This window comes from Streptomyces sp. NPDC006655 (genome assembly GCF_040703965.1).
Taxonomy (GTDB): Bacteria; Actinomycetota; Actinomycetes; order Streptomycetales; family Streptomycetaceae; genus Streptomyces.
The window spans coordinates 5,503-30,921 of record NZ_JBEYJU010000028.1 but is presented as its reverse complement, the minus strand read 5'-3'; the positions used below and the strand labels follow the sequence as shown (position 1 = coordinate 30,921).

General features: G+C 73.2%; 23 protein-coding genes and 1 pseudogene. 14 read left to right on the top strand and 10 right to left on the bottom strand.

Annotated elements, in window-relative coordinates:
• Positions 1-7 precede the first annotated feature (7 nt).
• A complete protein-coding gene (locus tag AB0958_RS18255) occupies positions 8-3,280 on the bottom strand; it encodes a BTAD domain-containing putative transcriptional regulator (protein ID WP_366891442.1) in 3,273 nt (1,090 codons plus the stop codon).
• Between the two features lie 164 nt (positions 3,281-3,444).
• Between AB0958_RS18255 and AB0958_RS18250 the strand changes: the two genes are divergently transcribed.
• Entirely contained in the window at positions 3,445-4,245 is an 801-nt protein-coding gene (locus AB0958_RS18250; RefSeq protein WP_366891441.1) for a site-2 protease family protein, read from the top strand.
• A 67-nt stretch (positions 4,246-4,312) separates the two neighbouring features.
• Here the strand turns inward: AB0958_RS18250 and map are convergent, their stop codons facing one another.
• Positions 4,313-5,170, bottom strand: a complete 858-nt coding sequence (gene map, locus AB0958_RS18245; protein ID WP_366891440.1) for a type I methionyl aminopeptidase — start codon at positions 5,168-5,170, stop codon at positions 4,313-4,315.
• A 58-nt stretch (positions 5,171-5,228) separates the two neighbouring features.
• Here map and AB0958_RS18240 point away from each other — a divergent pair, with 58 nt between their 5' ends.
• The gene (locus AB0958_RS18240; protein ID WP_366891439.1) at positions 5,229-5,462 is read left to right on the top strand and encodes a hypothetical protein; all 234 of its coding nucleotides are present in this window, start codon (positions 5,229-5,231) and stop codon (positions 5,460-5,462) included.
• Between the two features lie 2 nt (positions 5,463-5,464).
• On the opposite strand, the gene AB0958_RS18235 is transcribed toward AB0958_RS18240, so the two are convergent.
• Positions 5,465-6,061, bottom strand: coding sequence for a hypothetical protein (locus AB0958_RS18235; protein ID WP_366891437.1), 597 nt, complete (start codon positions 6,059-6,061; stop codon positions 5,465-5,467).
• Between the two features lie 80 nt (positions 6,062-6,141).
• Between AB0958_RS18235 and AB0958_RS18230 the strand changes: the two genes are divergently transcribed.
• The 3 genes from AB0958_RS18230 to AB0958_RS18220 are packed head-to-tail and all read left to right on the top strand — an operon-like array spanning position 6,142 to position 8,223.
• Complete coding sequence (locus AB0958_RS18230; protein ID WP_366891436.1) at positions 6,142-7,221, top strand: sialidase family protein; 1,080 nt, start codon at positions 6,142-6,144, stop codon at positions 7,219-7,221.
• 38 nt (positions 7,222-7,259) lie between these two features.
• Positions 7,260-7,967: an NADPH-dependent F420 reductase gene (npdG, locus tag AB0958_RS18225; protein WP_366891435.1), complete on the top strand. Its 708-nt coding sequence runs from the start codon at positions 7,260-7,262 to the stop codon at positions 7,965-7,967.
• A 4-nt stretch (positions 7,968-7,971) separates the two neighbouring features.
• Positions 7,972-8,223 carry a hypothetical protein gene (locus tag AB0958_RS18220; RefSeq protein ID WP_366891433.1) on the top strand — a complete coding sequence of 84 codons (252 nt, stop codon included), beginning with the start codon at positions 7,972-7,974 and terminating at the stop codon, positions 8,221-8,223.
• Here the strand turns inward: AB0958_RS18220 and AB0958_RS18215 are convergent.
• Positions 8,181-8,885 carry a PhzF family phenazine biosynthesis protein gene (locus AB0958_RS18215; protein WP_366891432.1) on the bottom strand — a complete coding sequence of 235 codons (705 nt, stop codon included), beginning with the start codon at positions 8,883-8,885 and terminating at the stop codon, positions 8,181-8,183. The two genes, AB0958_RS18220 and AB0958_RS18215, sit on opposite strands and share 43 nt — an antisense overlap.
• A gap of 134 nt (positions 8,886-9,019) precedes the next feature.
• On the opposite strand from AB0958_RS18215, the gene efeO reads away from it, so the two are divergent.
• From efeO to AB0958_RS18195, 4 genes are read left to right on the top strand one after another with little or no spacing between them, the layout of a single operon-like run.
• On the top strand, positions 9,020-10,156 hold the full coding sequence (gene efeO / locus AB0958_RS18210; RefSeq protein WP_366891431.1) for an iron uptake system protein EfeO: 1,137 nt from the start codon (positions 9,020-9,022) through the stop codon (positions 10,154-10,156).
• A gap of 10 nt (positions 10,157-10,166) precedes the next feature.
• On the top strand, positions 10,167-11,426 hold the full coding sequence (efeB, locus tag AB0958_RS18205; protein ID WP_366891430.1) for an iron uptake transporter deferrochelatase/peroxidase subunit: 1,260 nt from the start codon (positions 10,167-10,169) through the stop codon (positions 11,424-11,426).
• A 3-nt stretch (positions 11,427-11,429) separates the two neighbouring features.
• Positions 11,430-12,314: an iron uptake transporter permease EfeU gene (efeU, locus tag AB0958_RS18200; protein WP_366891428.1), complete on the top strand. Its 885-nt coding sequence runs from the start codon at positions 11,430-11,432 to the stop codon at positions 12,312-12,314.
• Positions 12,262-13,263 (top strand): hypothetical protein, encoded by a 1,002-nt coding sequence (locus tag AB0958_RS18195; protein ID WP_366891426.1) that lies wholly within the window; start codon positions 12,262-12,264, stop codon positions 13,261-13,263. The genes efeU and AB0958_RS18195 overlap by 53 nt, the downstream gene beginning before the upstream one ends.
• A 31-nt stretch (positions 13,264-13,294) precedes the next feature.
• Here AB0958_RS18195 and AB0958_RS18190 read toward each other — a convergent pair whose 3' ends face one another.
• The 4 genes from AB0958_RS18190 to AB0958_RS18175 all read right to left on the bottom strand — a co-directional run bounded on the left by AB0958_RS18190 (position 13,295) and on the right by AB0958_RS18175 (position 17,638).
• Complete coding sequence (locus AB0958_RS18190; protein ID WP_366891425.1) at positions 13,295-14,032, bottom strand: bifunctional DNA primase/polymerase; 738 nt, start codon at positions 14,030-14,032, stop codon at positions 13,295-13,297.
• An 80-nt stretch (positions 14,033-14,112) separates the two neighbouring features.
• Complete coding sequence (locus AB0958_RS18185; RefSeq protein ID WP_366891424.1) at positions 14,113-15,159, bottom strand: small ribosomal subunit Rsm22 family protein; 1,047 nt, start codon at positions 15,157-15,159, stop codon at positions 14,113-14,115.
• Complete coding sequence (locus tag AB0958_RS18180; protein ID WP_366891495.1) at positions 15,156-16,292, bottom strand: serine hydrolase domain-containing protein; 1,137 nt, start codon at positions 16,290-16,292, stop codon at positions 15,156-15,158. Before AB0958_RS18180 ends, AB0958_RS18185 begins: the two co-directional genes overlap by 4 nt.
• Entirely contained in the window at positions 16,289-17,638 is a 1,350-nt protein-coding gene (locus tag AB0958_RS18175) for a multidrug effflux MFS transporter (RefSeq protein WP_366891423.1), read from the bottom strand. Before AB0958_RS18175 ends, AB0958_RS18180 begins: the two co-directional genes overlap by 4 nt.
• A gap of 124 nt (positions 17,639-17,762) precedes the next feature.
• On the opposite strand from AB0958_RS18175, the gene AB0958_RS18170 reads away from it, so the two are divergent.
• The 3 genes and pseudogenes from AB0958_RS18170 to AB0958_RS18160 form a co-directional block, all read left to right on the top strand.
• A complete protein-coding gene (locus tag AB0958_RS18170) occupies positions 17,763-18,761 on the top strand; it encodes a Gfo/Idh/MocA family oxidoreductase (RefSeq protein ID WP_366891422.1) in 999 nt (332 codons plus the stop codon).
• A gap of 34 nt (positions 18,762-18,795) precedes the next feature.
• Positions 18,796-19,554, top strand: a complete 759-nt coding sequence (locus AB0958_RS18165; protein WP_366891421.1) for an SDR family oxidoreductase — start codon at positions 18,796-18,798, stop codon at positions 19,552-19,554.
• A 59-nt stretch (positions 19,555-19,613) separates the two neighbouring features.
• A pseudogene (locus AB0958_RS18160) lies at positions 19,614-19,883 on the top strand (hypothetical protein); the annotation flags it as partial.
• Here AB0958_RS18160 and AB0958_RS18155 read toward each other — a convergent pair.
• Positions 19,794-21,131, bottom strand: coding sequence for a D-alanyl-D-alanine carboxypeptidase (locus AB0958_RS18155; protein WP_366891420.1), 1,338 nt, complete (start codon positions 21,129-21,131; stop codon positions 19,794-19,796). The pseudogene AB0958_RS18160 and the gene AB0958_RS18155 sit on opposite strands and share 90 nt — an antisense overlap.
• 200 nt (positions 21,132-21,331) lie before the next feature.
• Between AB0958_RS18155 and AB0958_RS18150 the strand changes: the two genes are divergently transcribed.
• Together AB0958_RS18150 and AB0958_RS18145 are read left to right on the top strand one after the other, a co-directional pair.
• Complete coding sequence (locus AB0958_RS18150; RefSeq protein WP_366891419.1) at positions 21,332-22,822, top strand: ABC transporter permease; 1,491 nt, start codon at positions 21,332-21,334, stop codon at positions 22,820-22,822.
• 121 nt (positions 22,823-22,943) lie between these two features.
• Positions 22,944-23,669, top strand: coding sequence for an ABC transporter ATP-binding protein (locus tag AB0958_RS18145; RefSeq protein WP_366891418.1), 726 nt, complete (start codon positions 22,944-22,946; stop codon positions 23,667-23,669).
• 458 nt (positions 23,670-24,127) lie between these two features.
• Here AB0958_RS18145 and AB0958_RS18140 read toward each other — a convergent pair whose 3' ends face one another.
• Entirely contained in the window at positions 24,128-25,114 is a 987-nt protein-coding gene (locus AB0958_RS18140; RefSeq protein ID WP_366891417.1) for an aldo/keto reductase, read from the bottom strand.
• Between the last annotated feature and the right edge of the window lie 305 nt (positions 25,115-25,419).

The window sequence follows — 25,419 nt, the reverse complement described above, 5'->3', positions numbered from 1 at the left end:
GAGGACCTCAGACCAGGGCGGTGGCCTCCGCGAGGGAGAGGCCACCGCCCTCGGCGTACGCCGACGCGTAGACCCGCTCGTCGCCGACCGCGGCCCGGACCCGGGCCTCCGTCCGCTCGCGCATCGTGCGCTCGCTGCCGTTCGGCACGTGTCCGGGCGGCAGCAGGGCTTCGGCGGCACCCAGGCAGCGGGCCGCGTCCGCGGCGCGGGCACCACCGTCGAGCCCGGCCAGGGCGAGCGCGGCGGCGGTCAGGCAGACGGACCGCAGATGCGGGGCGATGGCCTGGGTCAGCGGGTCCGCGATGTGCCGGAACGCCTGCCGGAGCCGGGCCAGGGACTCGGCGTGGAAGCCCTCCAGGGCGTCCACCCAGCCCTCCTGGGTGAGGATCAGGGCGTCGAAGACGACGAAGTGCGCGATCTTGAACTCCTCGCGCAAAACCCGGAGTTGCTCGCGCGCCTCGGTGAGCCGGCCGTCCAGCATGAGCCAGCCGGACAGGAAGAGCCGCGCGGCGGGCCTCGCCTCGCTGGTCGGACTGTCGGTACTCTCCAGGACCTCGCGCAGCAGCCGTTCGCCACCCTCGGCGTCGCCCGCCTCCAGCAGCACGGTGCCGAGGCGGGCCTGGAGCACGTTGACCTGGGCGTGGGCGCCGAGCCGGGTGGCGTGCTCGACGGCGGACCGGTAGTCCGCGGCGGCCGCCTGGAACTCCCCCCTGCGCTCCTGTGACTCGGCGCGCGCCGAGAAGGCCTCGGCGGTGCCCCAGTCGTCCCCGAGACGGCGGAAGATCTCCAGCGACTCGTCGGCGTCGCGGGTGGCGTCACCGGCCCAGGCGGCGCGGTTGGCCAGCACGTTGGCCCGCATCTGGAGGGCAGCGGCCAGCTCCCACTCGTAGTCGGGTGTCCGACGGCAGACGTCGACCCCGTCGTCCACGATGGTGCGCAGCCGCTCCATGCCGCCGGTCAGCATCACGGCGTAGAACCAGAACATGCCGGGGACGCGGGAGGTCTGCGGCAGACCGGGCTCGTAGACCTGGGTGACGGCGCGCAGTTTGGCCTGCGCGGCCGGGGTCTGCCAGACGTCCATCTCGGTGTCCATGCAGGCCATGTGCGCCAGGTGGACGCCGCGCCGGGCCTCGGTGAGCGCCTCGCCGGTGTACGGCGGCGGGGCGGCGGTCAGGCGCTGCCAGACCGGTTCGGCGGGGGTGACCGGTTCGGCGAAGGGGTCGGGGCCGAGGGCCATGATCTCGCCGCACCAGGTGCGGGTCTCGATCCGCTGGTCGCGCATCTGCCAGTACCAGATCAGGGAGTGCGCGAGGCACAGCGCCTCCTGCTCGTCGCGGGCGGCGACGGCGTGGCGCAGGGCGGTGCGCAGGTTCTCATACTCCAGCCCGAACCGCGCCAGCGCGCCGCGCTGGCCGGCGCCGCGCAGCAACGGATCGGTGGTGCGGGCCAGTTCGCGGTAGTACGTCAGGTGGGCGCGTTCGGCGGCGGCCCGTTCGCCGCTCTCGTCGAGGCGTTCGCCCGCGTACTCGGCGACGGTCTCCAGGAGCCGGTAGCGCATCCCGCCGTCCACCGTCGAAGGGGCCGCCACCACCAGGGACTTGTCGACGAGGGAGCCGAGCGCGTCGAGGGCGGCGGGCCCGCAGACGGCCTCGGCGGCGGTCAGGTCGCAGCCGCCCGCGAAGACGGAGAGCCGGCCGAGGACGTCCCGTTCACCGGCGTCGAGCAGGTCCCAGGACCAGTCCACGACCGCGCGCAGGGTCTGCTGGCGGGGCAGCACGGTACGGCTGCCGGAGGTGAGCAGCCGGAAGCGGTCGTCCAGGCGGTCGGCGATCTGGCGCGGGGTGAGCATCCGGAGCCGGGCGGCGGCCAGTTCGATGGCGAGGGGCAGTCCGTCCAGGCGGCGGCAGATCTCGGCGCAGGCCGCCGCGGTCTCCTCGTCGGCGTCCACCGTGAAGCCCGGGCGGGCCGCGGCGCCCCGGTCGGCGAACAGCCGCAGCGCCACCGGATCGGGCAGTGGTTCCACCGGACGCAGCAACTCCCCGGGGACACCGAGCGGTTCGCGGCTGGTGGCCAGCACGGTCAGGTCCGGGCAGCGCTCCAGGAGCCGGGCCGCGAGGTCGGCCGCCGCGTCGACGACGTGCTCGCAGTTGTCGAGGATGATCAGCAGCCGGCGCCGGGCGCAGTGCTCGACGAGCCGCTCGACCGGGTCGTCGTGCCGGTCGGCGGCGGCCCGCATGCCCTCGGCACCGGCGCCGTACAGCACGGTCTCGCGGGCGCCGAGCGCGCTGAGCACCGCCTCGGGCACGGCGGCGGGATCGTCGACGGGGGCCAGCTCGGCGAGCCAGACACCGTCCCGGGCGGCGGACCGCACGGTCTCGGCGGCCTCCTGCGACAGCCGGGTCTTGCCGGCCCCGCCGGGCCCGAGCAGGGTGACCAGCCGGGCGGCGCGGAGGTCGCCGCGGATGGCCTCGATGTCGGCCTCGCGTCCGACGAAGGAGGTGAGCCGGGCCCGCAGGTTGCCCGGGCGCGGCGCCGGTGCCGTCGGCGCCGGTATCGGATCCAGCAACTCGGCGTGCAGGGCGCGCAGTTCGGGTCCCGGGTCGGAGCCGAGGCGGTCGGCGAGCAGGCGCCGTACGCCGTCGTAGGCGGCCAGCGCCTCGGCGGTGCGGCCGGTGGCGGCCAGGGCGCGCAGGCGCAGGGCCTGGAGCGGTTCGTCGAGCGGGTGGGCGTCGCACAGGGCGGTGAGCTCGGGCAGGGACTGCTCGGCCTGGCCGAGGGCGAGGGCGGCGGTGTGGCGGGCGCGCAGGGCGTCCAGGCGGCGGGCGTCGGCCCGGGCGGCCTCGGCGGTGCGGTCGGGCAGGTCGGCGAGGGCCGGACCGTACCAGAGGGCGAGGGCGTCGTCGAGGACGGTCGCCGCCTTGGCCGGGTCGCCGTCGGCGAGGGCGCGCAGGCCGTCGCCGGTGAGCCTCTCGAAGCGGTGCAGGTCGACGTCGTCGGGGGCGGCGGCGAGGCGGTAGCCGCCGTCGGCGGACGCGATCGCGTCCGCGCCGAGGGCCCGTCGCAGCCGGCCGACCAGCGCCTGGAGCGCGCCGTTCGCGTCGGCGGGCGGGTCGTCGCACCAGACCTCGTCGACGAGCAGCCCGGCGGGCGCCGGGCGGCCCGCCCGCAGCGCCAGCACGGCCAGCAGGGCACGCAGCCGTGCCCCGCCCACGGGGACGGCCGTACCGTCGGGGCGGAGTACCTGGGTGGTGCCGAGGATCCGATAGCGCACGGGGTTCATTGTCCCTGGGGACGCCCCCGCGGCGCCCGTGGGTTTCGGATGGGCACCGGCGAGCCGGAACCCGCGGCCCCGCGCCTGACGTTCTTCCCACGTCACCTGTACGGTCGACCCCGCACGCCACCGCCACCGCCCCTGCCACCGACGCGCCCCGGGAGTCCCCCGCCATGACCGCCACCACCACCCGCCCCAGCGACCGGCGGATCAGTCCCGTGTTCGTCGGGATCCTGGCCGTCACCGCGGTGACCGGGTGGGCCACCTGGTCCGGTTTCGCCGCGCAGCCCGGCGTCGCCGTGTTCCTCTTCGTGACGGCGGCGTGGATCGTCTCCCTCTGCCTGCACGAGTACGCGCACGCCCGTACCGCCCTGCACAGCGGGGACGTCACGGTGGGCGCGAAGGGCTATCTGACGCTGAACCCGCTGAAGTACACGCACGCGCTGCTGAGCATCGTGCTGCCGGTGGTGTTCGTGATCATGGGCGGGATCGGTCTGCCCGGCGGTGCGGTCTTCATCGAGCGCGGCCGGATCCACGGCCGCTGGCGGCACAGCCTGGTCTCGGCGGCCGGCCCGCTGACGAATGTGCTGTTCGCCGCCGTCTGCACCGCCCCCTTCTGGCTGGACGCCCTGGACGGCGTCCCGCGCGACTTCCGGTACGCCCTCGCCTTCCTCGCCCTGCTCCAGGTCACCGCCGCGATCCTGAACTTCCTGCCGGTGCCGGGCCTGGACGGTTACGGCGTGATCGAGCCCTGGCTGTCGTACGGCGTGAAGCGGCAGGTGGAGCCGTTCGCGCCGTTCGGCCTGCTGTTCGTGTTCGCGCTGCTGTGGGTGCCGTCGATCAACAGCGCGTTCTTCGACGTGATCGACGCGCTGCTGCGCCACCTGGGCGTCGACGGCTTCTCGCAGTACTGCGGCCAGGAGCTGTACCGGTTCTGGCAGGGCACGAACGAGTACTGCTCCGCCACCGGCTGACCTGACCCCGCCCCGGTGCGGGACGGGGCGCGGCGCGGCGCGGCGCGGCGGTGCGACGGGAGGGGCGCTACGGCAGGGTGAGGATGTCCGCGCCGGTGTCGGTCACCACCAGCGTGTGCTCGAACTGCGCGGTGCGCCTGCGGTCCTTGGTGACGACGGTCCAGCCGTCCTCCCACATGTCGTACTCGTGCGTCCCGAGCGTCAGCATCGGCTCGATGGTGAAGGTCATCCCGGGCTGCATCACGGTCGTCGCGTGCGGGCTGTCGTAGTGCGGGATGATCAGGCCCGAGTGGAACGACGAGCTGATGCCGTGCCCGGTGAAGTCCCGGACCACCCCGTAGCCGAAGCGCTTGGCGTAGGACTCGATGACCCGGCCGATGATGTTGATCTGGCGGCCCGGCCGGACCGCCTTGATCGCCCGGTTCAGGGACTCCCGGGTGCGCTCGACCAGCAGCCGGCTCTCCTCGTCGACGTCCCCGACCAGGTAGGTCGCGTTGTTGTCGCCGTGCACCCCGCCGATGTACGCCGTCACGTCCAGGTTGACGATGTCGCCGTCCTGGAGCACGGTCGAGTCCGGGATGCCGTGGCAGATGACCTCGTTGACGCTGGTGCACAGCGACTTGGGGAAGCCCCGGTAGCCGAGCGTGGAGGGGTAGGCCCCGTGGTCGCACATGTACTCGTGCGCGACCTTGTCCAGTGCGTCGGTGGTGACCCCCGGAGCGATGATCTTCGCGGCCTCCTCCATCGCCTGCGCGGCGATACGACCGGCGATCCGCATCGCCTCGACGGTCTCCGGGGTCTGTACCTCGGACCCGGTGTACGGGGTCGGCGCGGGTTTGCCGACGTACTCGGGTCGGCGGATGTTTCCGGGTACCGAACGGGTGGGAGAGAGCTCCCCTGGTACGAGCAGCGACTGGCCAGACATGTCAGCGAGTCTAACCAGCGGGCATGCGGGAACATGTGGATGGCGAAAGGAGCCGGTCATGGCCTTGTTCAAGAAGCGGACCGTCGCTAAGGCGGGCGAGTGGTACTACTGCCTGCAGCACAAGAAGGTCGAGGAGGGGCCGGACTGCCCCGCGAAGGACCGGTTCGGCCCCTACACCACCAGGGCCGAGGCGGAGCACGCCATGGAGATCGCCCGCGAACGCAACCTCGAGTGGGAGAACGACCCGCGGTGGCACGACGCGCCGGCCGGTGACTCCTCGGACGAGGCCTGACCTCAGGGCGCCGGCGGCGGGGCCAGCAGCGTCTCCGCCAGCCTCGCCAGGCGGTCCCGGAAGCGGCGGCGCCCCCGTGGGGACGGCCCGTTCTCGCCGGTCGCCGCGCTGACCAGGTGCTGGACCGTGTCGAGGTCCAGCTCCGCGCCCTCGGGGACGACGAGGGTCTCGTGCGCCATCGCGGTCAGCGCGTCGTCGGCGGTGGTGGACAGGGTCAGGAGCGTGACGCCGGCGCGGCGGGCCGTGTGGACCCGTTCCAGCAGGGCCTGGGTCTCCCCCTGCGTCACCAGCAGCAGCGTCTCGCCCCGGCGGGCGGCCTCGATGCGGCCGGGGCCGACCGCGAGGTGCGCGGGGTCGGTGGGGCGCGCGTCGTGCCGTACCAGGGTCGGCGCCAGTTCCGGCGTACCGGACCAGGCCGCCTCGTCCACCAGGTGCGCCGCGAGATGCCACGGCTCGTGACCGGGGGTGCCGGACAGCAGCAGTCCGCCGCCGTGGGCCACCACCGAGCCGCGCAGCACCCCCGCGAATCTCCGCGTGGCCTGCAACCACTCGGTTCCGGCGAGCACTTCGCGCAGCAACGCGACCCGTACGGCGTCCATGTCCCCGCATACTGCCGCAATCGGTCAGTCGTGACGTGGTGTTCACCCCGAGTTCGCCCGACCCGGGGAGGAGGCGCCCCATGAGCGACGCAGCGGCGAGCATTCCCTTTCGCGCGGGCACCGAGGGCTACGCCGGTTTCCGGATCCCCGCGGTGGTGGTGTCCCGGGCGGGTACGGTGCTCGCCTTCTGCGAGGGGCGGGCGGACTCCGCCGCCGACCACGGGCACATCGACATCGTGCTGAAGAGGTCGGGCGACGGCGGCCGTACCTGGGGAGCGCTCCAGGTCGCCGCGCGCAACGGGAGCGATCTGGCCGGCAACCCGGCCCCGGTCGTCCTGGACACCGGCCGGATCCTGCTGGTGCACGTCCGCAGCGCCGCCTTTGCCACCGAGGACGCCGTCCTGCGCGGACAGGTGTCCGACGCGGACGGGCGGCGGGTGTGGGTGCAGCACAGCGACGACGACGGGTTGACGTGGTCCGACCCGGTCGAGATCACCGGGTCCGTGAAGAAGCCGGGGTGGCGGTGGTACGCGACCACCCCCGGACACGCCGTCCAACTACGGTCGGGCCGGGTCGTCGTACCCGCCAACCACACCGTCCCGCCCACGGGCGGCGACGACGGGACCGAGGCGAAGTACAACAGCGGGCACGGCCTGCTCAGCGACGACCGCGGTGCGACCTGGTACCTCGGCTACGTCGACGAGAACACCGACGGGTACATCAACGTGAACGAGACCACCGCCGCCGAACTCCCCGACGGCCGCGTCTACGTCAACACCCGCAACGACTCACCGGCGCCCGGGAACCGCGCCGACGCCCACTCCGAGGACGGCGGGCGGACCCTGGTCAGGCCGTTCCGGCCGCAGGCCGGGCTCACCGCCCCCGTCTGCGAGGCCAGTGTGCTCCAACTCCGCGACCCGGACCTGCTGCTGTACTCCGGGCCCGCCGATCCGGCCGCCCGCGCCCTGATGACGATCCGCGCCTCCACCGACGGCGGCACCACCTGGCGGTCCGCGTACACCGTGGACGGGCTGCCCGCGGCCTACTCCGACCTGGCCCGCGTCGACGCGGACACCGTGGGACTGCTGTACGAGACCGGTGACTTCAGCGCGTACACGACGATCACGTTCCGCCGGGTGCCGGTGAACCGGCTCACCTGACCGGGTACGGCCGCCCGCCCGGACGTAGAGTCGGCCCCATGACCTCTTCCGACAGTGCACAGCAGCCGGCCCCCGCCAAGGACCCGTGGGACCTGCCCGACGTCTCCGGCCTGGTCGTGGGTGTGCTCGGCGGCACCGGGCCGCAGGGCAAGGGCCTCGCCTACCGGCTGGCCCGGGCCGGCCAGAAGGTGATCATCGGTTCCCGGGCCGCCGAGCGCGCGCGGGCCGCCGCCGAGGAGCTCGGGCACGGCGTCGAGGGCGCCGACAACGCCGAGTGCGCGCGCCGCAGCGACATCGTGATCGTCGCCGTACCGTGGGAGGGGCACGGCAAGACGCTGGAGTCGCTGCGCGGGGAACTGGCCGGGAAGCTGGTCGTGGACTGCGTCAACCCGCTCGGCTTCGACAAGAAGGGCGCCTACGCGCTCAAGCCGGAGGAGGGCAGCGCGGCCGAGCAGGCGGCGGCGCTGCTGCCCGACTCGCGGGTCACGGCCGCCTTCCACCACCTGTCGGCCGTGCTGCTCCAGGACCCGGAGATCGAGGAGATCGACACCGACGTGATGGTCCTGGGCGAGGCGCGGGCCGACGTGGAGACCGTGCAGGCGCTGGCCGGGCGGATCGCCGGGATGCGGGGCGTCTTCGCGGGGCGGCTGCGCAACGCCCACCAGGTGGAGTCGCTGGTCGCGAACCTGATCTCGGTCAACCGCCGCTACAAGGCACACGCCGGGCTCCGCGTCACGGACGTGTGAGCGGATGGGGGACACTGGTGGACGCCAGCAGTGTCCCCGCGCCCGATCCCGCGCCCGTCAGGAAAGCGACCCTATGCCCCGCCTCGCCCTCTACGCCCTGGCCGTCTGCGTCCTCGCCGTCGTCGCCGCCGTCGTCTCCTTCGTCCAGGGCAGCTGGCCGGTCGGTGTGGTCTGGGTGCTGCTGACGGGTGTGTCGTCCAACATGGCCTGGTACTACGCGCGGCGCGGCCGGCGCGGGAAGCCGACCGCCGGCTGAGCCCCCGGCTGCTTCTCCGGGCCCTCCAGGAGGACCCGCCCGCCGATCTCCACCCAGCCGTACGGCTGCGGTGCCGTGAGGATCTGCGAGCCCTTGCCCTGGGTGATGTTCAGAGCGCGGCCCAGCCGGTCGGTGAGCAGCAGTGCCGCGGCCCCGGTCGCCTCGTCCTCCTGGATCCCGTCGTCGCGCCCGGGGAAGCCGCGGGCGCGGACCCGGCCGGCCGACTCGTCCTCCCAGGCCCACGCGTAGACCCACTCCCCCGGTGGCGGCACCGGCAGCGCGTCCACCTCGGCGGCCGTGGCGTACTGGCGCAGGGTGCGCGGCGGGACCCACTCCGGGAGCGCCTCGATCCAGCTGAACTCCCCGTCCAGCCGGGCGCCGACCACCCCGGCGGGGGTGACCAGTTCGGGTACGTCCAGCAGCCAGGCCGTGCCGACGCACGGGTGCCCGGCGAAGGGCAGGCGCAGGGTGGGGGTGTAGATGTCGACGATCCCGCGCTCCGGGTCGTCCACGAACACGGTCTCGCTGAACCCGAGTTTTCCGGCCAGCGCCTGCCGGTCCGCCGGCTCGGGCAGCACCGAGCCCTCGCGGACGACGCCGAGTTCGTTGCCGTATCCGCCGTTCGCCGCGCAGAAGACACGCAGCACGTCGTAGTCAGTCACTCCGGAATTGAAGCATCCGGAACTCTGCCGGTGATTTTCCTGTGTCGGGTGAATCACACCCCGCATGGGTATGAGTGAGGTAAGGCTCAGGTAAGTTAGGGCAGCCTCACCACACCACCTCGCCGGGAGCCTGCATGCGTGCCGTCCGACTCACCGTCACCGCCGCCGCCACCGCGGCGGCTCTGACCGCCCTCACGGCCTGCACGGCGAAGAGCGACGCCGAGGGCAGTGACGCGATCCGGGTGACCGCCGCCGACGCCACGTGCGAGACCTCGGCGAAGTCGGTGCCCGCCGGGCACGTCACCCTCGCCATCGAGAACAAGGGCGCCAAGGCCACCGAGGTCGAGATCCTCTTCCCCGACGACCGGATCGTCTCCGAGAAGGAGAACATCGGGCCGGGGACCAGGTACACGCTGACCGCCGAGGTGAAGGCCGGGTCCTACGAGATAGCCTGCCGGCCCGGGATGAAGGGGCACGGCGTCCGGCAGAAGCTCACCGTCACCGGCTCCGGCACGGTCGCCGAGCGCAACCCGGCGCTCGACAAGGCCGTCGCCGACTACCGCGCGTACGCCCAGGAACAGGCCGACGCCACCGTGCCGCTCGCGCGGACCTTCGCCGACGCCGTCAAGGCCGGTGACCTGGCGGCCGCCCGGAAGGCGTACTCCCCCTCGCGGCTCGGCTGGGAGCGCACCGAACCGATCGCCGAGTCCTTCGGTGACATCGACCCGAAGACCGACACCCGCGCCGACGGCCTGGAAGAGGGCCAGAAGTGGACCGGCTGGCACCGGCTCGAGAAGTCCCTGTGGGCCGACAAGAAGGCCGGTGCCACGGAGGCGGCGCTCGCGGACCAGCTCGTCGCCGACCTGACGGACTGGCAGCAGCGGGTCGGCAAGGCCGAGATCACCCCGACCTCCATGGCCAACGGCGCCAAGGAGCTCCTCGACGAGGTCGCCACCGGCAAGGTGACCGGCGAGGAGGACCGTTACTCCCACACCGACCTGGTCGACTTCAAGGCCAACGTCGAGGGCGCCCAGAAGGCCTACGAGCTGCTCAAGCCGGTCGCCGCGAAGAACGACCGGGCGCTGACCGCCGAACTCGACCGGCAGTTCGCCGCCCTGGACGCGCTGCTCGACAGGTACCGGTCCGACCGGACGTCCTACGACTTCGTCTCCTACGACAAGGTCACCAAGGACCAGCGCAAGGAGCTGTCCGACGCGGTCAACGCCCTCGCCGAACCGCTGTCCAAGCTCGCCGCGGCCGTCGTCAAGTAAGGGGCCGGACATGACGACCGAGAAGACGAATCCCTCACGACGGGCGCTCATCGGCTGGGGCGGTGCCGGGCTCGCGCTCGGCGCGGCGGTGGCCGGGGGCGCGGTGGCGATGGCCGACGCCGGCCAGGACACAGCGCCGGCGGCGGCCGCCGGGACCGGGGGCGCGGTGGACTTCCACGGCGCCCACCAGGCCGGCATCGCCACGCCCGTCCAGGACCGGCTGCACTTCGCCGCGTTCGACGTGAAGACCGACGACCGGGCCGCGTTCGTCCAGCTGCTGAAGGACTGGACCGCGGCGGCCCGCCGGATGACCGCCGGGAAGGCGGTCGGCGAGGGGGCGTACGGCGGGCTCGCCGAGGCGCCGCCGGACGACACCGGCGAGGCGCTCGGACTCCAGCCGTCCCGGCTGACGCTGACGATCGGCTTCGGCCCCTCCCTGTTCGAGAAGTTCGGGCTCGCCGGGCAGCGGCCGGCCGCGCTGGTGGACCTGCCGAAGTTCCCCGGGGACAACCTCGACAGGTCCCGGACCGGCGGCGATCTGTGCGTCCAGGCCTGCGCCGACGATCCGCAGGTCGCCGTGCACGCCATCCGCAACCTCGCCCGGATCGGCTTCGGCAAGGTCGCCGTCCGCTGGTCCCAACTCGGCTTCGGGAAGACCTCGTCGACCACCCCGGACGCCCAGACCCCGCGCAACCTCATGGGGTTCAAGGACGGCACCCGCAACATCGCGGGGACCGAGACCGACCGGCTGGAGAAGTTCGTCTGGGCGGCGGAGGGGGACGGCCCGGCCTGGATGACCGGGGGGTCGTACCTGGTCGCCCGGCGCATCCGCATGAACATCGAGACCTGGGACCGCGCTTCGCTCCAGGAGCAGGAGGACGTGTTCGGCCGGGACAAGGGCGAGGGTGCCCCGGTCGGCAAGGCCAAGGAGCACGACGAGCCGTTCCTGAAGGCGATGAAACCCGACGCCCACGTGCGCCTCGCGCACCCCGACTCCAACGGCGGGATCACCATCCTGCGCCGCGGCTACTCGTTCACCGACGGCACCGACGGGCTCGGGCGGCTGGACGCCGGACTGTTCTTCCTCGCCTACATGCGTGACGTGCGCAAGGGGTTCATCCCGCTGCAACGCAAGCTGTCCGCCTCCGACGCGCTCAACGACTACATCCAGCACGTGGGTTCGGCGGTCTTCGCGGTTCCGCCCGGCGTCCGGGACGAGGACGACTGGTGGGGCCGGACGCTGTTCTCCGATTCCGCCAAGGGGGCGTGATCCGTGTTCTCCAACTACCTGATCGGTCTGCGGGAGGGCCTGGAGGCCTCGCTCGTCGTCTGCATCCTCATCGCCTACCTGGTCAAGACCGGGCGGACGGACGCCCTGAAGCCGATCTGGATCGGTATCGGCGTGGCCGTGCTCATCGCCATGGGCTTCGGGTGCGCGCTCGAATTCGGCTCCCAGGAGCTCACGTTCGAGGCGCAGGAGGCGCTCGGCGGGTCGCTGTCCGTCATCGCGGTCGGCCTGGTGACGTGGATGGTGTTCTGGATGCGGCGCACCGCCCGGCACCTGAGGTCGGAGCTGCACGGCAAGCTCGACGCGGCCCTCGCGATGGGCACCGGCGCACTGGTCGCCACCGCGTTCCTCGCCGTCGGCCGGGAGGGCCTGGAGACCGCGCTGTTCGTGTGGGCGTCCGTGCACGCGGCCAGCGACGGCACCCCGCGCCCGCTGGTCGGCGTGGCGCTCGGCCTGGCCACCGCCGTGTTCCTCGGCTGGCTCTTCTACCGGGGCGCCCTGAGGATCAACCTGTCGAAGTTCTTCACCTGGACCGGCGGCATGCTGGTCGTGGTCGCGGCGGGCGTGCTGGCGTACGGCTTCCACGACCTCCAGGAGGCCGACTGGATCCCGGGGCTGACGAACCAGGCCTTCGACATCAGCGGCACCGTCCCGCCGGACAGCTGGTACGGGACGCTGCTCAAGGGCGTGTTCAACTTCCAGCCGGACCCGACCGTGCTCCAGGTCACGGTGTGGCTGCTGTACCTGGTCCCCACGCTCGTCCTCTTCTTCGCCCCGGTAGGGTTCGCCTCCGGGAAGGGGAAGGTGAAGGCACCTCATGACGCACCTGACGACCAGGGGGCACGGCCCTCGACGGCTCCGCGGGCGTGACCGGAAGGCGCTCCTGGCGGTCTCGCTGACCGCCCTGTCACTGACGGCGAGCGGCTGCGTGGTGGTGCACGGGGAGCGCGAGGTGCTCCCCACCACCACCCGCGCCGAAGCGGCGAAGGCGCTGCGGCAGTTCACGGACGCGTACAACAAGGCCGACAAGGCGTACGACGGTTCCCTGGACGCGGACCGCACGACCGGCGCCCTCGCCGACATCGACTCCGCGCGTCTGAAGGCCGGGCACGTCAACAGCCCCGGCGGCAACTCCGGCCACTCCGCGCTGGAGTTCGACGACGTCACCTACACCATCCCCAAGAAGGCGGGCTGGCCGCGCTGGTTCGTCGCCGACGCGCACGGCAACAAGGGCGGCGACGACCGCTGGCTGCTGGTCTTCACCCGCGACAGCCTCTCCGAACCGTTCCAGGTGGCGTATCTGACGCTGGTCGCCCCGGGCGACGTGCCGAAGTTCCGGACCGACAAGGACGGCTGGGCCGAGGCCGTCCCGGCGAACAGCACCGAACTCGCCGTCCCGCCGGGCGATCTGGCCCGGGACTACGTCACGTACTTGAAGAGCGGCGGCGGGGTCTTCGCGGCCGGCGCGCACACCAGCGGCTGGCGGACGGACCGCCGGAAGTCGACCAAGCCGGGGCTCGCCACCCAGTACATCGACGAGCCGCTCACCGCCGGCGACTACGCCCCGCTCGCGCTGCGCACCGCCGACGGCGGGGCGCTGGTGTTCTTCACCACCCGCTACTACGCCAAGCAGACCGCCGCCGCGGGCACCTCCGTGCCGGTCCAGAACCAGGACGTCAAGGCCCTCACCAAGGGGGAGATCAAGCAGTCGCTGACGATGCAGTTCGTCTCCAACCAGGTCGCCCTGGACCCGGCGGGCACCGGGAAGGTGTCGGTCCTCGGGCGCATCCAGGGGCTGACGTCCGCACAGGGGTCCTGAGCTCCCCCGAGGGGCCGCTCGGGAGGCGCGGTCAGCGGCGCAGCGGCCAGGCGGCGGCCGCCGGACCGGGCTCCTCTCCGGCGTGCCGGGCGCAGGCGTCGGTGAGGGTCTCCAGCAGGCTCAGCGGGTCGGGCAGCGCGTGCTCGGGGCCGCGTGCCCAGTGCACGCGCCGGTCGTCGTCGCCGGGCAGCCGGGCGGGCGGCACCAGGACGTACGAACCCCGGCAGTGCCAGCGCAGACCGGGGTGCTCGTCCATGGTCTCGGGGTGGCAGTCCAGTTCGCACGGCCACCACTCGTCCTCGTCCTCGGGAGTGCCGCGGGTGAGGGTGAAGAACAGCATGCGGCCGTCGTCGCTCTCGGCGACCGGGCCGACCTCCACGCCGCTCGCGAGCAGCCGCTCCAGCGCCTGCCGGCCGGCTTCCAGCGGGACGTCCAGGACGTCGTGGGTCATGCCGGTCGCGGCGATGAAGTTGGCCTGCGGCTGGTGCCGGGCCCAGCGTTCGATCTGGGCGCGGTCGGTGGTGGACTGCGTCTGCCAGGCGAACGACACCGGGTGCCGGGCGGGGGTCGGACAGCCCACGCGGTCGCAGGAGCAGCCGTAGCCGGGGGCGGGGTGGGCGGCGGGGGCCAGCGGGAGGCCGGCCGCGGCGGCGGCGAGCAGCAGGTCCTCACGGCTGTCGTCGGCGGCTGTCTCCTTCGGGCGGCGTCCGAGCAGCCACTGGGAGAGTTTGCCCTGCCGACCGCCCCGACCGCCGAACGTCGCGCTCATCTATCGCCCTCGCCTCGCTGTGGTCCCGACAGCATGCCTTATGGTCCCATCTGGGCGTGAAGGGGGGGGTACGGGAGATGTCAGCCGGGCGGCCACGGGTCCCCCCAGTCCACGTCCCGTGCCGCCCTGTACAGGTCGCCGTGGCGTTTGGTGACCGTCGTCCGGCGCAGGTGCTCGTCGGGCTCGCACAGGTCGAGGAGGACCTGGCCCTTGCGGATCTGGGGCCGGCGCACCACCCGGGACGGGGCGGGGGAGGCCGGCAGACGGGTGGCGGCGACGTAGCTGAACTTCTCGTCCTCGTAGGGCAGTGAGCCGCCCTTGACCTGGCGGTGCAAGGAGGAGCGGCTGACGCGGGCCGAGAAGTGGCACCAGTCCGCGCCGGGGACGATCGGGCAGGCGGCGCTGTGCGGGCAGGGCGCGGCGATCCGGAGACCGGCCGCGACCAGGCGGTCCCGGGCCTCGATGATCCGGGCGTAGCCGGCCGGGGTGCCGGCCTCGACGATCACCACGGACCGCGCGGCGGCCGCGGCGGCGGTGACGAGGGCGGCCCGGTCGGCCTCGTCGAGTTCGTTCAGGACGTACGACACCGTGACCAGATCGGTGCTCTCGATGGTGAGCGCCGCTCCGATCCGGGAGCGGCGCCACGACGCCTGGCGCAGCGCCGGGTTCGCCGCGGCGATCTCCCTGCCGAGGGCCAGCGCGGGCTCGGCCCAGTCGAGGACCGTCACCGGCCGTACCCCGGCCCAGGTGTCGGTCACCGCCCAGGTGGCCGCGCCCGTCCCGCCGCCGACGTCCACGTGGCTGTCCGGCGCCCAGCCCTCCGGCAGCGCCTCGGCGAACTCGGCCAGCGCCGACCGTACCGCCTCGAAGGTCGCCGGCATCCGGTACGCCGCGTAGGCCACCACGTCGGCCCGGTCCCGCAGGATCGGTGCGTCGGTCGGGGTGGCGCCGCGGTAGTTGGCGATCAGCCGCTCGACCGCGCCCGCGGCCTGCCGGGGCGGGAGTCCGTCGAGGAGGTGACCGAGGGTGGCACGGAGCCGGTCGGCCGGGGCCGCGAGGTCGTTCGCCGCGGGGTGGTTCGCTGCGGGGCGATTCGCTGCGGGGTCCTGGGCTGCGGGGTGGTTCACCCGGCGATTGTATGGACTGCCCGGGCGAGGCGGGTCGCCGCGGCGGCCCGGGGTGCGCTGTCCGCGGGCCGCCGCACCGGGTGCACGGTGTTGGCCAGCAGGACCAGGAAACTGTCCGTGGCCCGGTCGAGGACCAGGCTCGTCCCCGTGAACCCGGTGTGCCCGGCCGCGCCCCGCCCCGCCAGCTCGCCCATGAACCACGGCTGGTCGACCACGAACCCCAGTCCGGGCGGGCTCAGCAGCAGGTCCACGAAGTCGGGACCGAGGATGCGGGCCGGCCCGTAGCCGCCGCCCGCGAGCAGGGCCCGACAGAAGACCGCCAGGTCGCGCGCGGTGGCGAACAGACCCGCGTGCCCGGCCACCCCGCCCAGCGCCCAGGCGTTCTCGTCGTGCACGACACCGCGCAGCATTCCCCGGTCCGTCTTGGCCCACGGCCGCCGCTGGTCCTCGGTGGCCGCCGCGCCGGGGCAGGGCCCGAAGTCGGTGGCCGTCATCCCCAGCGGGCGGGTGATGCCGTCGCGGACGAGGACGTCGAGGGTGCGGCCGGTGATGCGCTCCAGGACGTGCTGGAGCAGCAGCATGTTCAGGTCGGAGTAGCGGTGGACACCGGGTGGGGAGCTGGGTGCCTCGGCGCGCAGCAGGTCGAGGCGGGCGGCGGCGTCCGGGCAGTCGTACAGCGGGAGTTCGGGGCGCAGGCCGGAGGTGTGGGTGAGGAGCTGGCGGACGGTGATGCCGTGGGCGGCGGCCGCGTGGAAGTCGGGGAGGTAGGCGCCGACGCGGGCGTCGATGCCGAGGGTGCCGCGTTCCAGCTGCTGCACGGCGGCGACCGCGGTGCAGAGTTTGGTGAGGGAGGCCACGTCGAAGGGGGTGTCGACGGTCATCGGGACCCGGTCGGCGGGCGGCAGTTCGACACCGGCGTCGGTGTCGGGGTCGTACCGGGACCAGCGCACGGCCCAGCCCGCGGCCTGCTGCACGGCGATCACCGGGCCGCGTCCGGCGACCACGACGGCGCCGGCCGCCCAGGGCCGCTCCCCGGTGGTCAGGTCGCGCACCTCGCGGACGAGGTGTCTGAGTTCCGCTGGGTCGAGACCGGCCCGTTCCGGTGTCTCGACGCGCAGTCTCGGCACGCTCAGCGCTCTTCCGCCTTTCTCGGCTCCGCCCGAACGGGGACACCCCCATTCTCCGTTCCCGCACGGGTGTTCGCCCGCGCGCTCCAAGGACGGCACATTCCCATGAAGCAGGCCAGCGCCACCAGTGCCCCCGCCAGTTGGACGACCGCCATGGGCACGGCGGTTCTCTCCCCGGCGATCCCGACCAGCGGCGAGGCGACCGCGCCGACCAGGAACGACGTGGTGCCGAGCAGCGCGGACGCGGAACCGGCGGCGTGCCGGGTGCGCAGCAGGGCGAGGGACTGGGCGTTGGGGAGGGTGACGCCCATCGCGGACATCAGGACGAAGAGGGCAACGGCGACGGGGGCGAGCCCGACCGGGCCGAGGGCGCCGGTGGACATCAGCAGCAGGGCGGTGGCCGCGAGGACGGTCACCACCAGGCCCACGCCGAGCACCTTGTCCAGGCCGACCCGGCCGACCAGCAGCTTGCCGTTGACCTGCCCGGCGATCACCAGCCCGACGGAGTTGAGGCCGAAGAGCAGGCTGAAGGTCTGCGGGGAGGCGCCGTAGATCTCCTGGATGACGAAGGGCGAGGCACTTATGTAGGCGAAGAGGGCGGCGAAGGCGAAGCCGCCCGCGAGCATGTAACCGGTGAAGGGGAGGTCGGCGAGGAGGGCGCGCATCGCGCGTGCGGCCCCGGCCGCTCCCCCGGCGTGCCGGTCGGCGGGCGGCAGGGTCTCGGGGAGCTTCACCCAGACCAGCGCGGCGAGCGCCGCTCCGACGACGGTGAGGACGACGAAGACACCCCGCCAGTCCGTCACCCGCAGGATCTGCCCGCCGATCAGCGGGGCGACGATCGGGGCCGCCCCGGAGACCAGCATCAGGGTGGAGAAGAAGCGGGCCATGGCGTCCCCGTCGTACAGGTCGCGTACGACGGCCCGGGCGATGACGATGCCCGCGGCGCCCGCGAGGCCCTGGGCGAGCCGGAAGGCGACCAGGGTCTCGACGTCGGGGGCGACGGCGCACAGGGCGGTGGCGACGAGGTAGACGGCGAGGCCTGACAGCAGCGGGCGGCGGCGCCCCCAGCGGTCGCTCATCGGGCCGACGGCGAGCTGGCCCAGGGCCATGCCGGCGAGGCAGGCGGTGAGGGTGAGCTGGACGGTGGCGGCGGGGGCGTGCAGGGAGCGGGTGACCTCCGGCAGCGAGGGGAGGTACATGTCCATCGCCAGCGGGGGCGTGGCGGTGAGCCCGCCGAGGACCAGGACGAGGAGGAGTCCGGCGCGGCGGGCGGCGGGCGGCGCGGCGCCTCGGGGTCCGGGTCCGGCGGTGTCCTGAGCGCCTGGTGTCGTCGGCGTCGGCTGCTCGGGCATGTTCCCCCCACTGCGTAGGTCTCGCGGTACGGGTCCGCTCTTGCTGGACCCGGTCGGCCCCCGCATATGCTCTCAGCTCGTACAGACTGCCTGGAAACACATGAGCGAGGGTGGGGCTGCCGGGATGGCTGAGCAGAGTGTGCGGTGGGGGATCCTGGCGACGGGCGGGATCGCGGCGGCGTTCGCGGCGGACCTGGTGGATCTGCCCGACGCGGAGATCACGGCGGTCGCCTCGCGGTCGCCGGAGTCGGCGCGGGCCTTCGCGGAGCGGTTCGGGATCGAGCGGGCCTACGGCGACTGGGAGTCGCTCGCCCGGGACGAGGACGTCGACGTCGTGTACGTCGCCACCCCGCACGCGGCGCACCGGGCGGCGACCGGGCTGTGCCTGCGGGCGGGGCGCAACGTGCTGTGCGAGAAGGCGTTCACGGTCAACAGCCGGGAGGCCGAGGAACTCGTCGCGCTGGCGAAGGAGCACGACCGCTTCCTGATGGAGGCGATGTGGACGTACTGCAACCCGCTGGTGCGGCGACTGACGGCGCTGGTCGCGGACGGTGCGATCGGGCAGGTGCGGACCGTGCAGGCGGACTTCGGCCTGGAGGGCCCGTTCCCGCCGGCGCACCGGCTGCGGGACCCGGCGCTGGGCGGGGGCGCGCTGCTCGACCTGGGTGTGTACCCGGTGGCGTTCGCGCACCTGCTGCTCGGTGAACCGGACGGGATGTCGGCGCGAGCGGTGCTCTCGGAGGAGGGCGTCGATCTCCAGACGGGTGCGCTGCTCTCCTGGGAGAGCGGCGCTCTCGCCATGGTGCACTGCTCCATCGTCGGCGGTACCGGCAACGGCGCCTCGATCACCGGCTCGCAGGGCCGGATCGACATCCCGGACGGCTTCTTCCACCCCGAGCGCTTCGTCCTGCACCGTGACGGCCGCGACCCGCAGGAGTTCGCGATGGACCCGGCCGACGGCCCGCGCAACACCCTGCGCCACGAGGCCCGGGAGGTCATGCGGGCCCTGCGGGCCGGCGAGAAGGAGTCCCCGCTCGTCCCGCTGACCGGCACCCTGGCGGTCATGCGCACCCTGGACACCCTGCGGGAGCAGATCGGGGTGCGCTACCCCGGGGAAGCGTGACCTGACCCGGCCGCCCTCCGTAGGGTGCGGCCCCATGGATGCCAAGCAATCGAGGATCGCGGTCGTCACCGGTGCCGGTTCGGGGATCGGGCGGGCCGTCGCCGTCGAGCTGTTGAGGGCCGGCTGGTCGGTGGCGCTGGCCGGGCGGCGGCCGCAGCCGCTGGAGGAGACGGCGGCGCTGGTGCCCGAGGGCACCTCCGTCGCCGTCCGCACGGACGTGGCGGTGCCGCAGGACGTCGACGGGCTGTTCGCGACGGCCGTGGAGCGGTTCGGGCGGGTCGACCTGCTGTTCAACAACGCCGGGACGTTCGGGCCCGGCGGGGTGGCCGTCGAGGACCTGTCGTACGACGCGTGGCGGCACGTCGTGGACACGAACCTCAACGGGGCGTTCCTGTGCGCGCAGGCCGCCTTCCGGCAGATGAAGGAGCAGGACCCGCAGGGCGGCCGGATCATCAACAACGGGTCGATCTCGGCGCACGCGCCCCGCCCGCGCTCCGTCGCCTACACCGCGACCAAGCACGCGCTGACCGGGCTCACCAAGTCGCTCTCCCTGGACGGGCGGCCCTACGGGATCGCGGTCGGGCAGATCGACATCGGCAACGCGGCCACCGAGATGACGGCCCGGATGGAGACCGGCGCGCTCCAGGCGAACGGGGAGATCGTCCCGGAACCGGTGATGGACGTGGCCGACGTGGCGCGCACCGTGCGGCACATGGCCGAGCTGCCCCCGGCGGCGAACGTGCAGTTCGCGACGGTGCTGGCGACGACGATGCCGTACGTGGGGCGGGGCTGAACCGCCGTTCAGCCAGGACCGTCGCAATCCACACAAGCGGAATACTCACCTCCGCGGTATTGCGGCCGGTAACGGGCCTATGCTCGACTCTTCTCCACCAGAACTTCACACTTGGGGCTCTGGGGTTCCGCCGACCATTCCGAGGGGGGAGGCGGCAGTCGTTCCACCGGGCCGGGTGGGGGTGGACCCGCGTGGGACCGCGGGTACGCACCGGCGGGTGGGACGACTGCCGCGAGACGTCAACTCCCCTGGACGTCGGCCGAGTCGGGCCGGACGTTCGCATCGGGCCGGACGTTCGCATCGGGCCGGGCGTTCGCATCGGGCCGGACGTTCGCATCGGGCCGGGCGTTCGCATCGGGCCGGACGTTCGCATCGGGCCCGGCGGCGGCCCCCGCGCGCCGGCGCCGGCGGGGCGCGGCGCTCGCATCGGCCCCGGCGGCGGCCGTCGCGCGGCGTCGGCGCAGCGCCCAGCCCCCGGCGCCCAGCAGCGCCAGCGTCACCGCCCCGCCCTCCGCGAGCCGCCACGGCGAAGGACCGGACGACGCCGCCGCCCCCGTGCCGGCCGCCCCCGTGGCCCCGTTGCCGCCGGAGGCCGGCGAGCCCGCGCTCGCCCCGCCCTCGCTCAGCGGATCGACCAGCACCCCCACCGACCGCGCCGCGCTCCCCTGGCCGAAGCCCCAGTCGAGGAGCGCCGCGGTCTCCTCGTACACGGCGTTGGTGCCGGGGGCCGGGTGCATGACGGTGACCAGCAGGGTGCGGCCGCCCCGGGTGGCACCGCCGGTGAAGGTGTTCCCGGCGTGACTGGTGTAGCCGTTCTTGACGCCGAACAGGCCCTTGTAGACGTCCAGTCCCCAGGCGCCGGTGAGCAGGCGGTCGGTGTTCTGGATCTGGAAGGTCTTCTTGCCGCCCGCCGGGAAGTTCGCGGTCCTCGTCCCGCAGTACCCCCGGAAATCGGCGTCCTTCAGCCCGTGCCGGGCGAACAGCGTCAGGTCGTACGCGGACGACAGCTGGCCCGGGTGGTCGAAGCCGTCCGGGCTGACCACATGGGTGTCCAGGGCCTGCAGGTCGACCGCCTTGGCCTGCATCTCGGCGACCGTCTTCGCGATCCCGCCGTTCATGTGGGAGAGGACGTGCACGGCGTCGTTGCCGGAGCGCAGGAAGACGCCCTGCCACAGCTGATCGACGGTGTAGGTGAGGCCGGGCTTGATCCCGACCAGGCTGGAGCCGGACGGCACGTCGGCGAGGTCCGAGTCCTTGACCCGGTAGCGCCCGCTGCGCTCGAACTTCTTCAGCACGGTGTCCGCGAACAGCATCTTCAGGGTGGACGCGGGCGGCAGCCGCCGGTGCGCGTCGTACGAGGCGAGCACTTCTCCGCTCTCCCAGTCGGCCAGCAGCCAGGCCCGTGCGGTGATCTTCCTGGGGAAGCCGGTGGCGCCGCTCACCTGTACGCCGCCGCGGGCCAGCCGCTCGCCGCCTATCGCCGTGGCGGCGGAGGCGGGGGTCGCCGAGAGGAGGGGCAGGGCGGCGGCCGTCAGCCCGAGGGCGGCACGCCGGGTCAGCCGAGAGGAATCACGCATCCCGGGACCGTACACCGCGTCCAACAGCGGATTCCCCGGAGGACCCCCTCGCCCGGAAAGGAATTTGCTGTCTTATGAAAGTTCGATAAGAGTGCCGGTTTTCTCAGCCCTGACACATCTTTTACTCAGTACGACTCAAAGGTTCCTCCCTAGCGTGAGCCAGCGCCCACAGCGGGCGCCAAGAACCTTCGAGGAACGGGATGTTTGGCATCTATCTCAAGCGCGAGCTGGGCCGCAGAAAGAAGGCGGCCCTGGTCATCGCACTGGGTCTGGCGCTCGGTATCGCGCTGGTCATCACGGTCAGCTCCGTGTCGGCCGGCATGTCCAAGGCTCAGGACAAGGTCCTCCAGTCGCTCTACGGCCTCGGCACCGACATGACGGTGACCAAGGCGCAGGCGGCGCCCACCTCGGGTGGCTCGGGCGGCCCCAGCTTCAAGTTCGGCGCCAAGTCCAGCAGCAGCACCAAGCAGAGCTCGGACCGGGTGATGACTCAGGGCGGTCAGGTCCTGAAGTCCGCCCTGGTCACCAAGGTCGCCGGGCAGAAGGGCGTGGCGAGCGCGGTGGGCGCGCTCTCCCTGAACGTCACCAAGGTCGACGGCTCCTTCACCCAGGGCAAGGCGAAGACCACCACCGGCAGCGGCACCAGCGGCAGCAGCACCGGCGGCAGCGGCGGCCAGGGGCAGCAGGGCGGCGGCAGCGGCGGCTCGGGCGGAGGCCAGCCGCAGGTCCAGGGCGGCGGCGCCGACTTCAACGTCAACAGCTACTCGGTGGTCGGCGTCGACGTGGCTCACCAGGGCCTCGGCCCGCTGGCCTCGATGAAGATCACGTCGGGCAGGACCTTCACCTCGGCGCAGACCGGTGCCAAGGTCGCGCTGGTCAGCAAGTCGTACGCCAAGGAGAAGAAGTACAAGGTCGGCTCGACCTTCACGATCTCCGGTACGAAGTTCACGGTCATCGGCATCGCCACCCCGGACAGCAGCGAGTCCACCACCGACCTGTTCATCCCGCTGAAGCTCGCCCAGACGCTCGGCGACGCGAAGAACGAGGTCACCACGATCTACGTCAAGGCGACCGACTCCCAGCAGATCTCCACCGTGAAGAAGGAGATCCAGTCGAACATCTCCGGTACGACGGTCACCACCTCCGCCGACCTGGCGTCCACCGTCTCCGGTTCCCTCTCCACCGCCTCCAGCCTCGCCACCAGCGTCGGCACGTGGCTGTCCGTCGCCGTCCTCGTGGCGGCCTTCCTGGTGGCGGCCCTGCTGACCTCCTCGGCGGTGTCCCGCCGGGTGCGTGAGTTCGGCACCCTGAAGGCCCTCGGCTGGCCGAGCCGGAAGGTGACCCGCCAGGTGGTCGGCGAGTCCATGGTGAACGGCCTGATCGGCGGCGCCCTAGGCATCGCGATCGGCGTCGGCGCGGCCTACGCGGTCACCGCGGTCAGCCCGAAGCTCACCGCTCAGCTGGGCTCCACCGGCGGCGGTGGCGGCATGGGCGGCGGCCCGGGCGGCGGCGGCCCCGGCGGGCAGTCCGCGCAGAACACTCTGGAGATCGCGCTGACGGCGCCCGTCTCCGTCACCACCATCGCCCTCGCGGTCGGCCTCGCGGTCACCGGCGGCCTGATCGCCGGCGCCATGGGCGGCTGGCGCGCCTCCCGGATGCGCCCGGCCGACGCCCTGCGCAGCGTCTCGTAGCACCGGGACTCCCCCGAGCCGGGGCGCCGCCTCCGTTCCCCCCGGGACGCGGCGCCCCACCCCCTTCACCCCCTGCGCCGTACCACCTGCGGCCTCGGCCTCACCACCCTGTGGAGAACCCATGTACAGACTCACCGGTGTCACCAAGCGCTACACGCGGGGCAAGGAGACGGTCGAGGCGCTGCGCGGCATCGACCTGACCATCGAGGACGGCGACCAGCTCGTCATCCAGGGCCCCACCGGCGGCGGCAAGTCCACCCTGCTCCAGATGATCGGCGGCCTCGACCGCCCCACCGAGGGCAGTGTCGAACTGGACGGCGAGGACCTCGCCCGGATCAGCGAGACCAAGCTGACCCGGCTGCGCGCCGAGAAGATCGGCATCATCTTCCAGTCGTTCAACCTCATCCCGACGCTGACCGCGCAGGAGAACGTGGAGACGGCCCTCGTACCGCTCGGCGTCAAGCCCGCCGAGCGCCGGGAGCGGGCCGCCGAGGCGCTGCGCTCGGTGGGCCTGGGCGAGCGGCTCGGGCACGCGCCCTCCGAGCTGTCCGGCGGCCAGCAGCAGCGCGTCGCGATCGCCCGCGCGCTGGTGAAGAAGCCGAAGGTGCTGCTCGCCGACGAGCCCACCGGCAACCTCGACGAGGGCACCCGCGACGACATCATGGCCCTGCTGGAGGGTCTGTGGCACGAGTACGGACTGACCTTCGTCATGGTCACCCACGACTCCTCCATCGCCCGCCGCGCCCCGCGTCTGGCCACCATCGAGGCCGGCCTGATCACCCTCACCGAGCAGAGCGGCGGACGGCGCCTCGCGCCCCAGGGGGCGGGGCACGGCGAGCCGCAGTAGGCCGCGTACGGGCAGTAGGCCCGCGTACAGGCAGCAGGCCACGTACGGGCGGCATGCGGGGCACGGCGAGCCGCAGCAGGCCGCGTACGGGCGGTAGGCCCGCGTACGGGCAGCAGGCCACGCACGGGCGGCAGGCCGCGTAGGGACAGGGGGCCGCGTACGGGCGGCAGGCCGCGTAGGGACAGGGGGCCGCGTACGGGCGGCAGGCCGCGTAGGGACAGGGGGCCGCGTACGGGCGGCAGGCCGCGTACGGGCGGCAGGCCAAGTACGGGCAGCAGGCCACGCACGGGCGGCACGGCACGCACGGGCAGCAGGCCACGCACGGGCGGCACGGCACGCACGGGCGGCAGCCCTAAGTGCGGCAGCACGGCGGCGGCCAGGGCTGCTGACGCCCGCGCCGACGCCTTCCCCGGGGCCGCTCACCGGGGCCGATCCCCGGGGCCGATCCCCGGGGCCGCTCACCGTCCGAGCAGCCGGTCGATCTCGGCCAGCTGTGCCTCGGTGAGCGGCCCCTTCGCGAGCGCACCGGCGTTCTCCTCGGCCTGGGCGACGGACCGGAAGCCCGGGATCGGGACCGTGCGCGGGCTGCGCGCCCAGATCCAGGCGAGGGCACCCTGGGCCAGGGTCCGGCCCTCGCTGGTGAGCACGGACCGCACGGCCTCGATCCGCTCCACCCAGGCGGCGTCGGCACCGGCCCCGTCGCCGAACCCGGGCAGCCAGGCCGGCGGCCTGCTGCGGATGTCCCCGGCGCCCGCCGCGGCCCGCCGCCCGCCGAGCAGCCCCATGGCCAGCGGGCTGCGGTTGACCGCGGCGAGCCGCAGCTCCTCGGCCAGGGCCACCAGTCGCGGCGCGTCCTGGAGCACGTTGAGGGTGTGCTGCACGGCCGTGCAGTGCGGCCCCTCGGCGAAGACGGCGGCACGGTCGGGGTCGTCGGTGCTCCAGCCGTAGCTGCGGATGAGCCCCTCCCCCACCAACTCCTCGCAGACGTCACGGAGTTCGGCGGCACGCACCGGGTCGGCGTCGGACAGGTGCAGCTGGTAGAGGTCGACGTGGTCGGTGCCGAGGCGGCGCAGCGAGGCGGTGAGGGCGCGGCGGACGTACGCCGGGGAGTCGTCGGCGCCGGTGAGGGTGCGGGTCTCCTCGTCGAAGACGTTGCCCCACTTGGTGGCGACGACCACCTCGTCCCGGTGCTTGCCCAGGGCGCGGCCGAGGACACGCTCGCTGTGCCCGGCGCCGTAGGTGTCGGCGGTGTCGAAGAAGGTGACGCCGAGGTCGAGGGCGCGGCGCACGGCCCGTACCGACTCCTCGTCGTCGACTCTGCCCCAGCCGAGGGGCTGCCCGTCGGCGTCCTGCCACTCGCCGCCGATGGCCCAGCAGCCGAAGCCGAGCGCGCTGACGCGGATGCCGGAACGTCCCAGGGTCCTGGTGGTGCTGTCGGTTTCCATGGGTCAGACGCTAGGAGTTGAAGTGCACGCCAAGGCAAGGGCGTTGTCCACGGGGTGGTCCACCGGCCAGGCCCGCCCGGTCGGCGCCGTCGTCCGCCATGGCCGCGACCGGGGTGAGCAAATCTCGGAAGCCCTCGCGGTCATCGGCCCCACGGTCCTCGCCCTCACGATCGTTACCCTCCGTCGTTGCCCTCACGATCGTTGCCCTCGGTCGTTGCCCTCACGATCGTTGCCCTCGGTCGTTGCCCTCACGATCGTTGCCCTCGGTCGTTGCCCTCACGATCGTTGCCCTCGGTCGTTGCCCT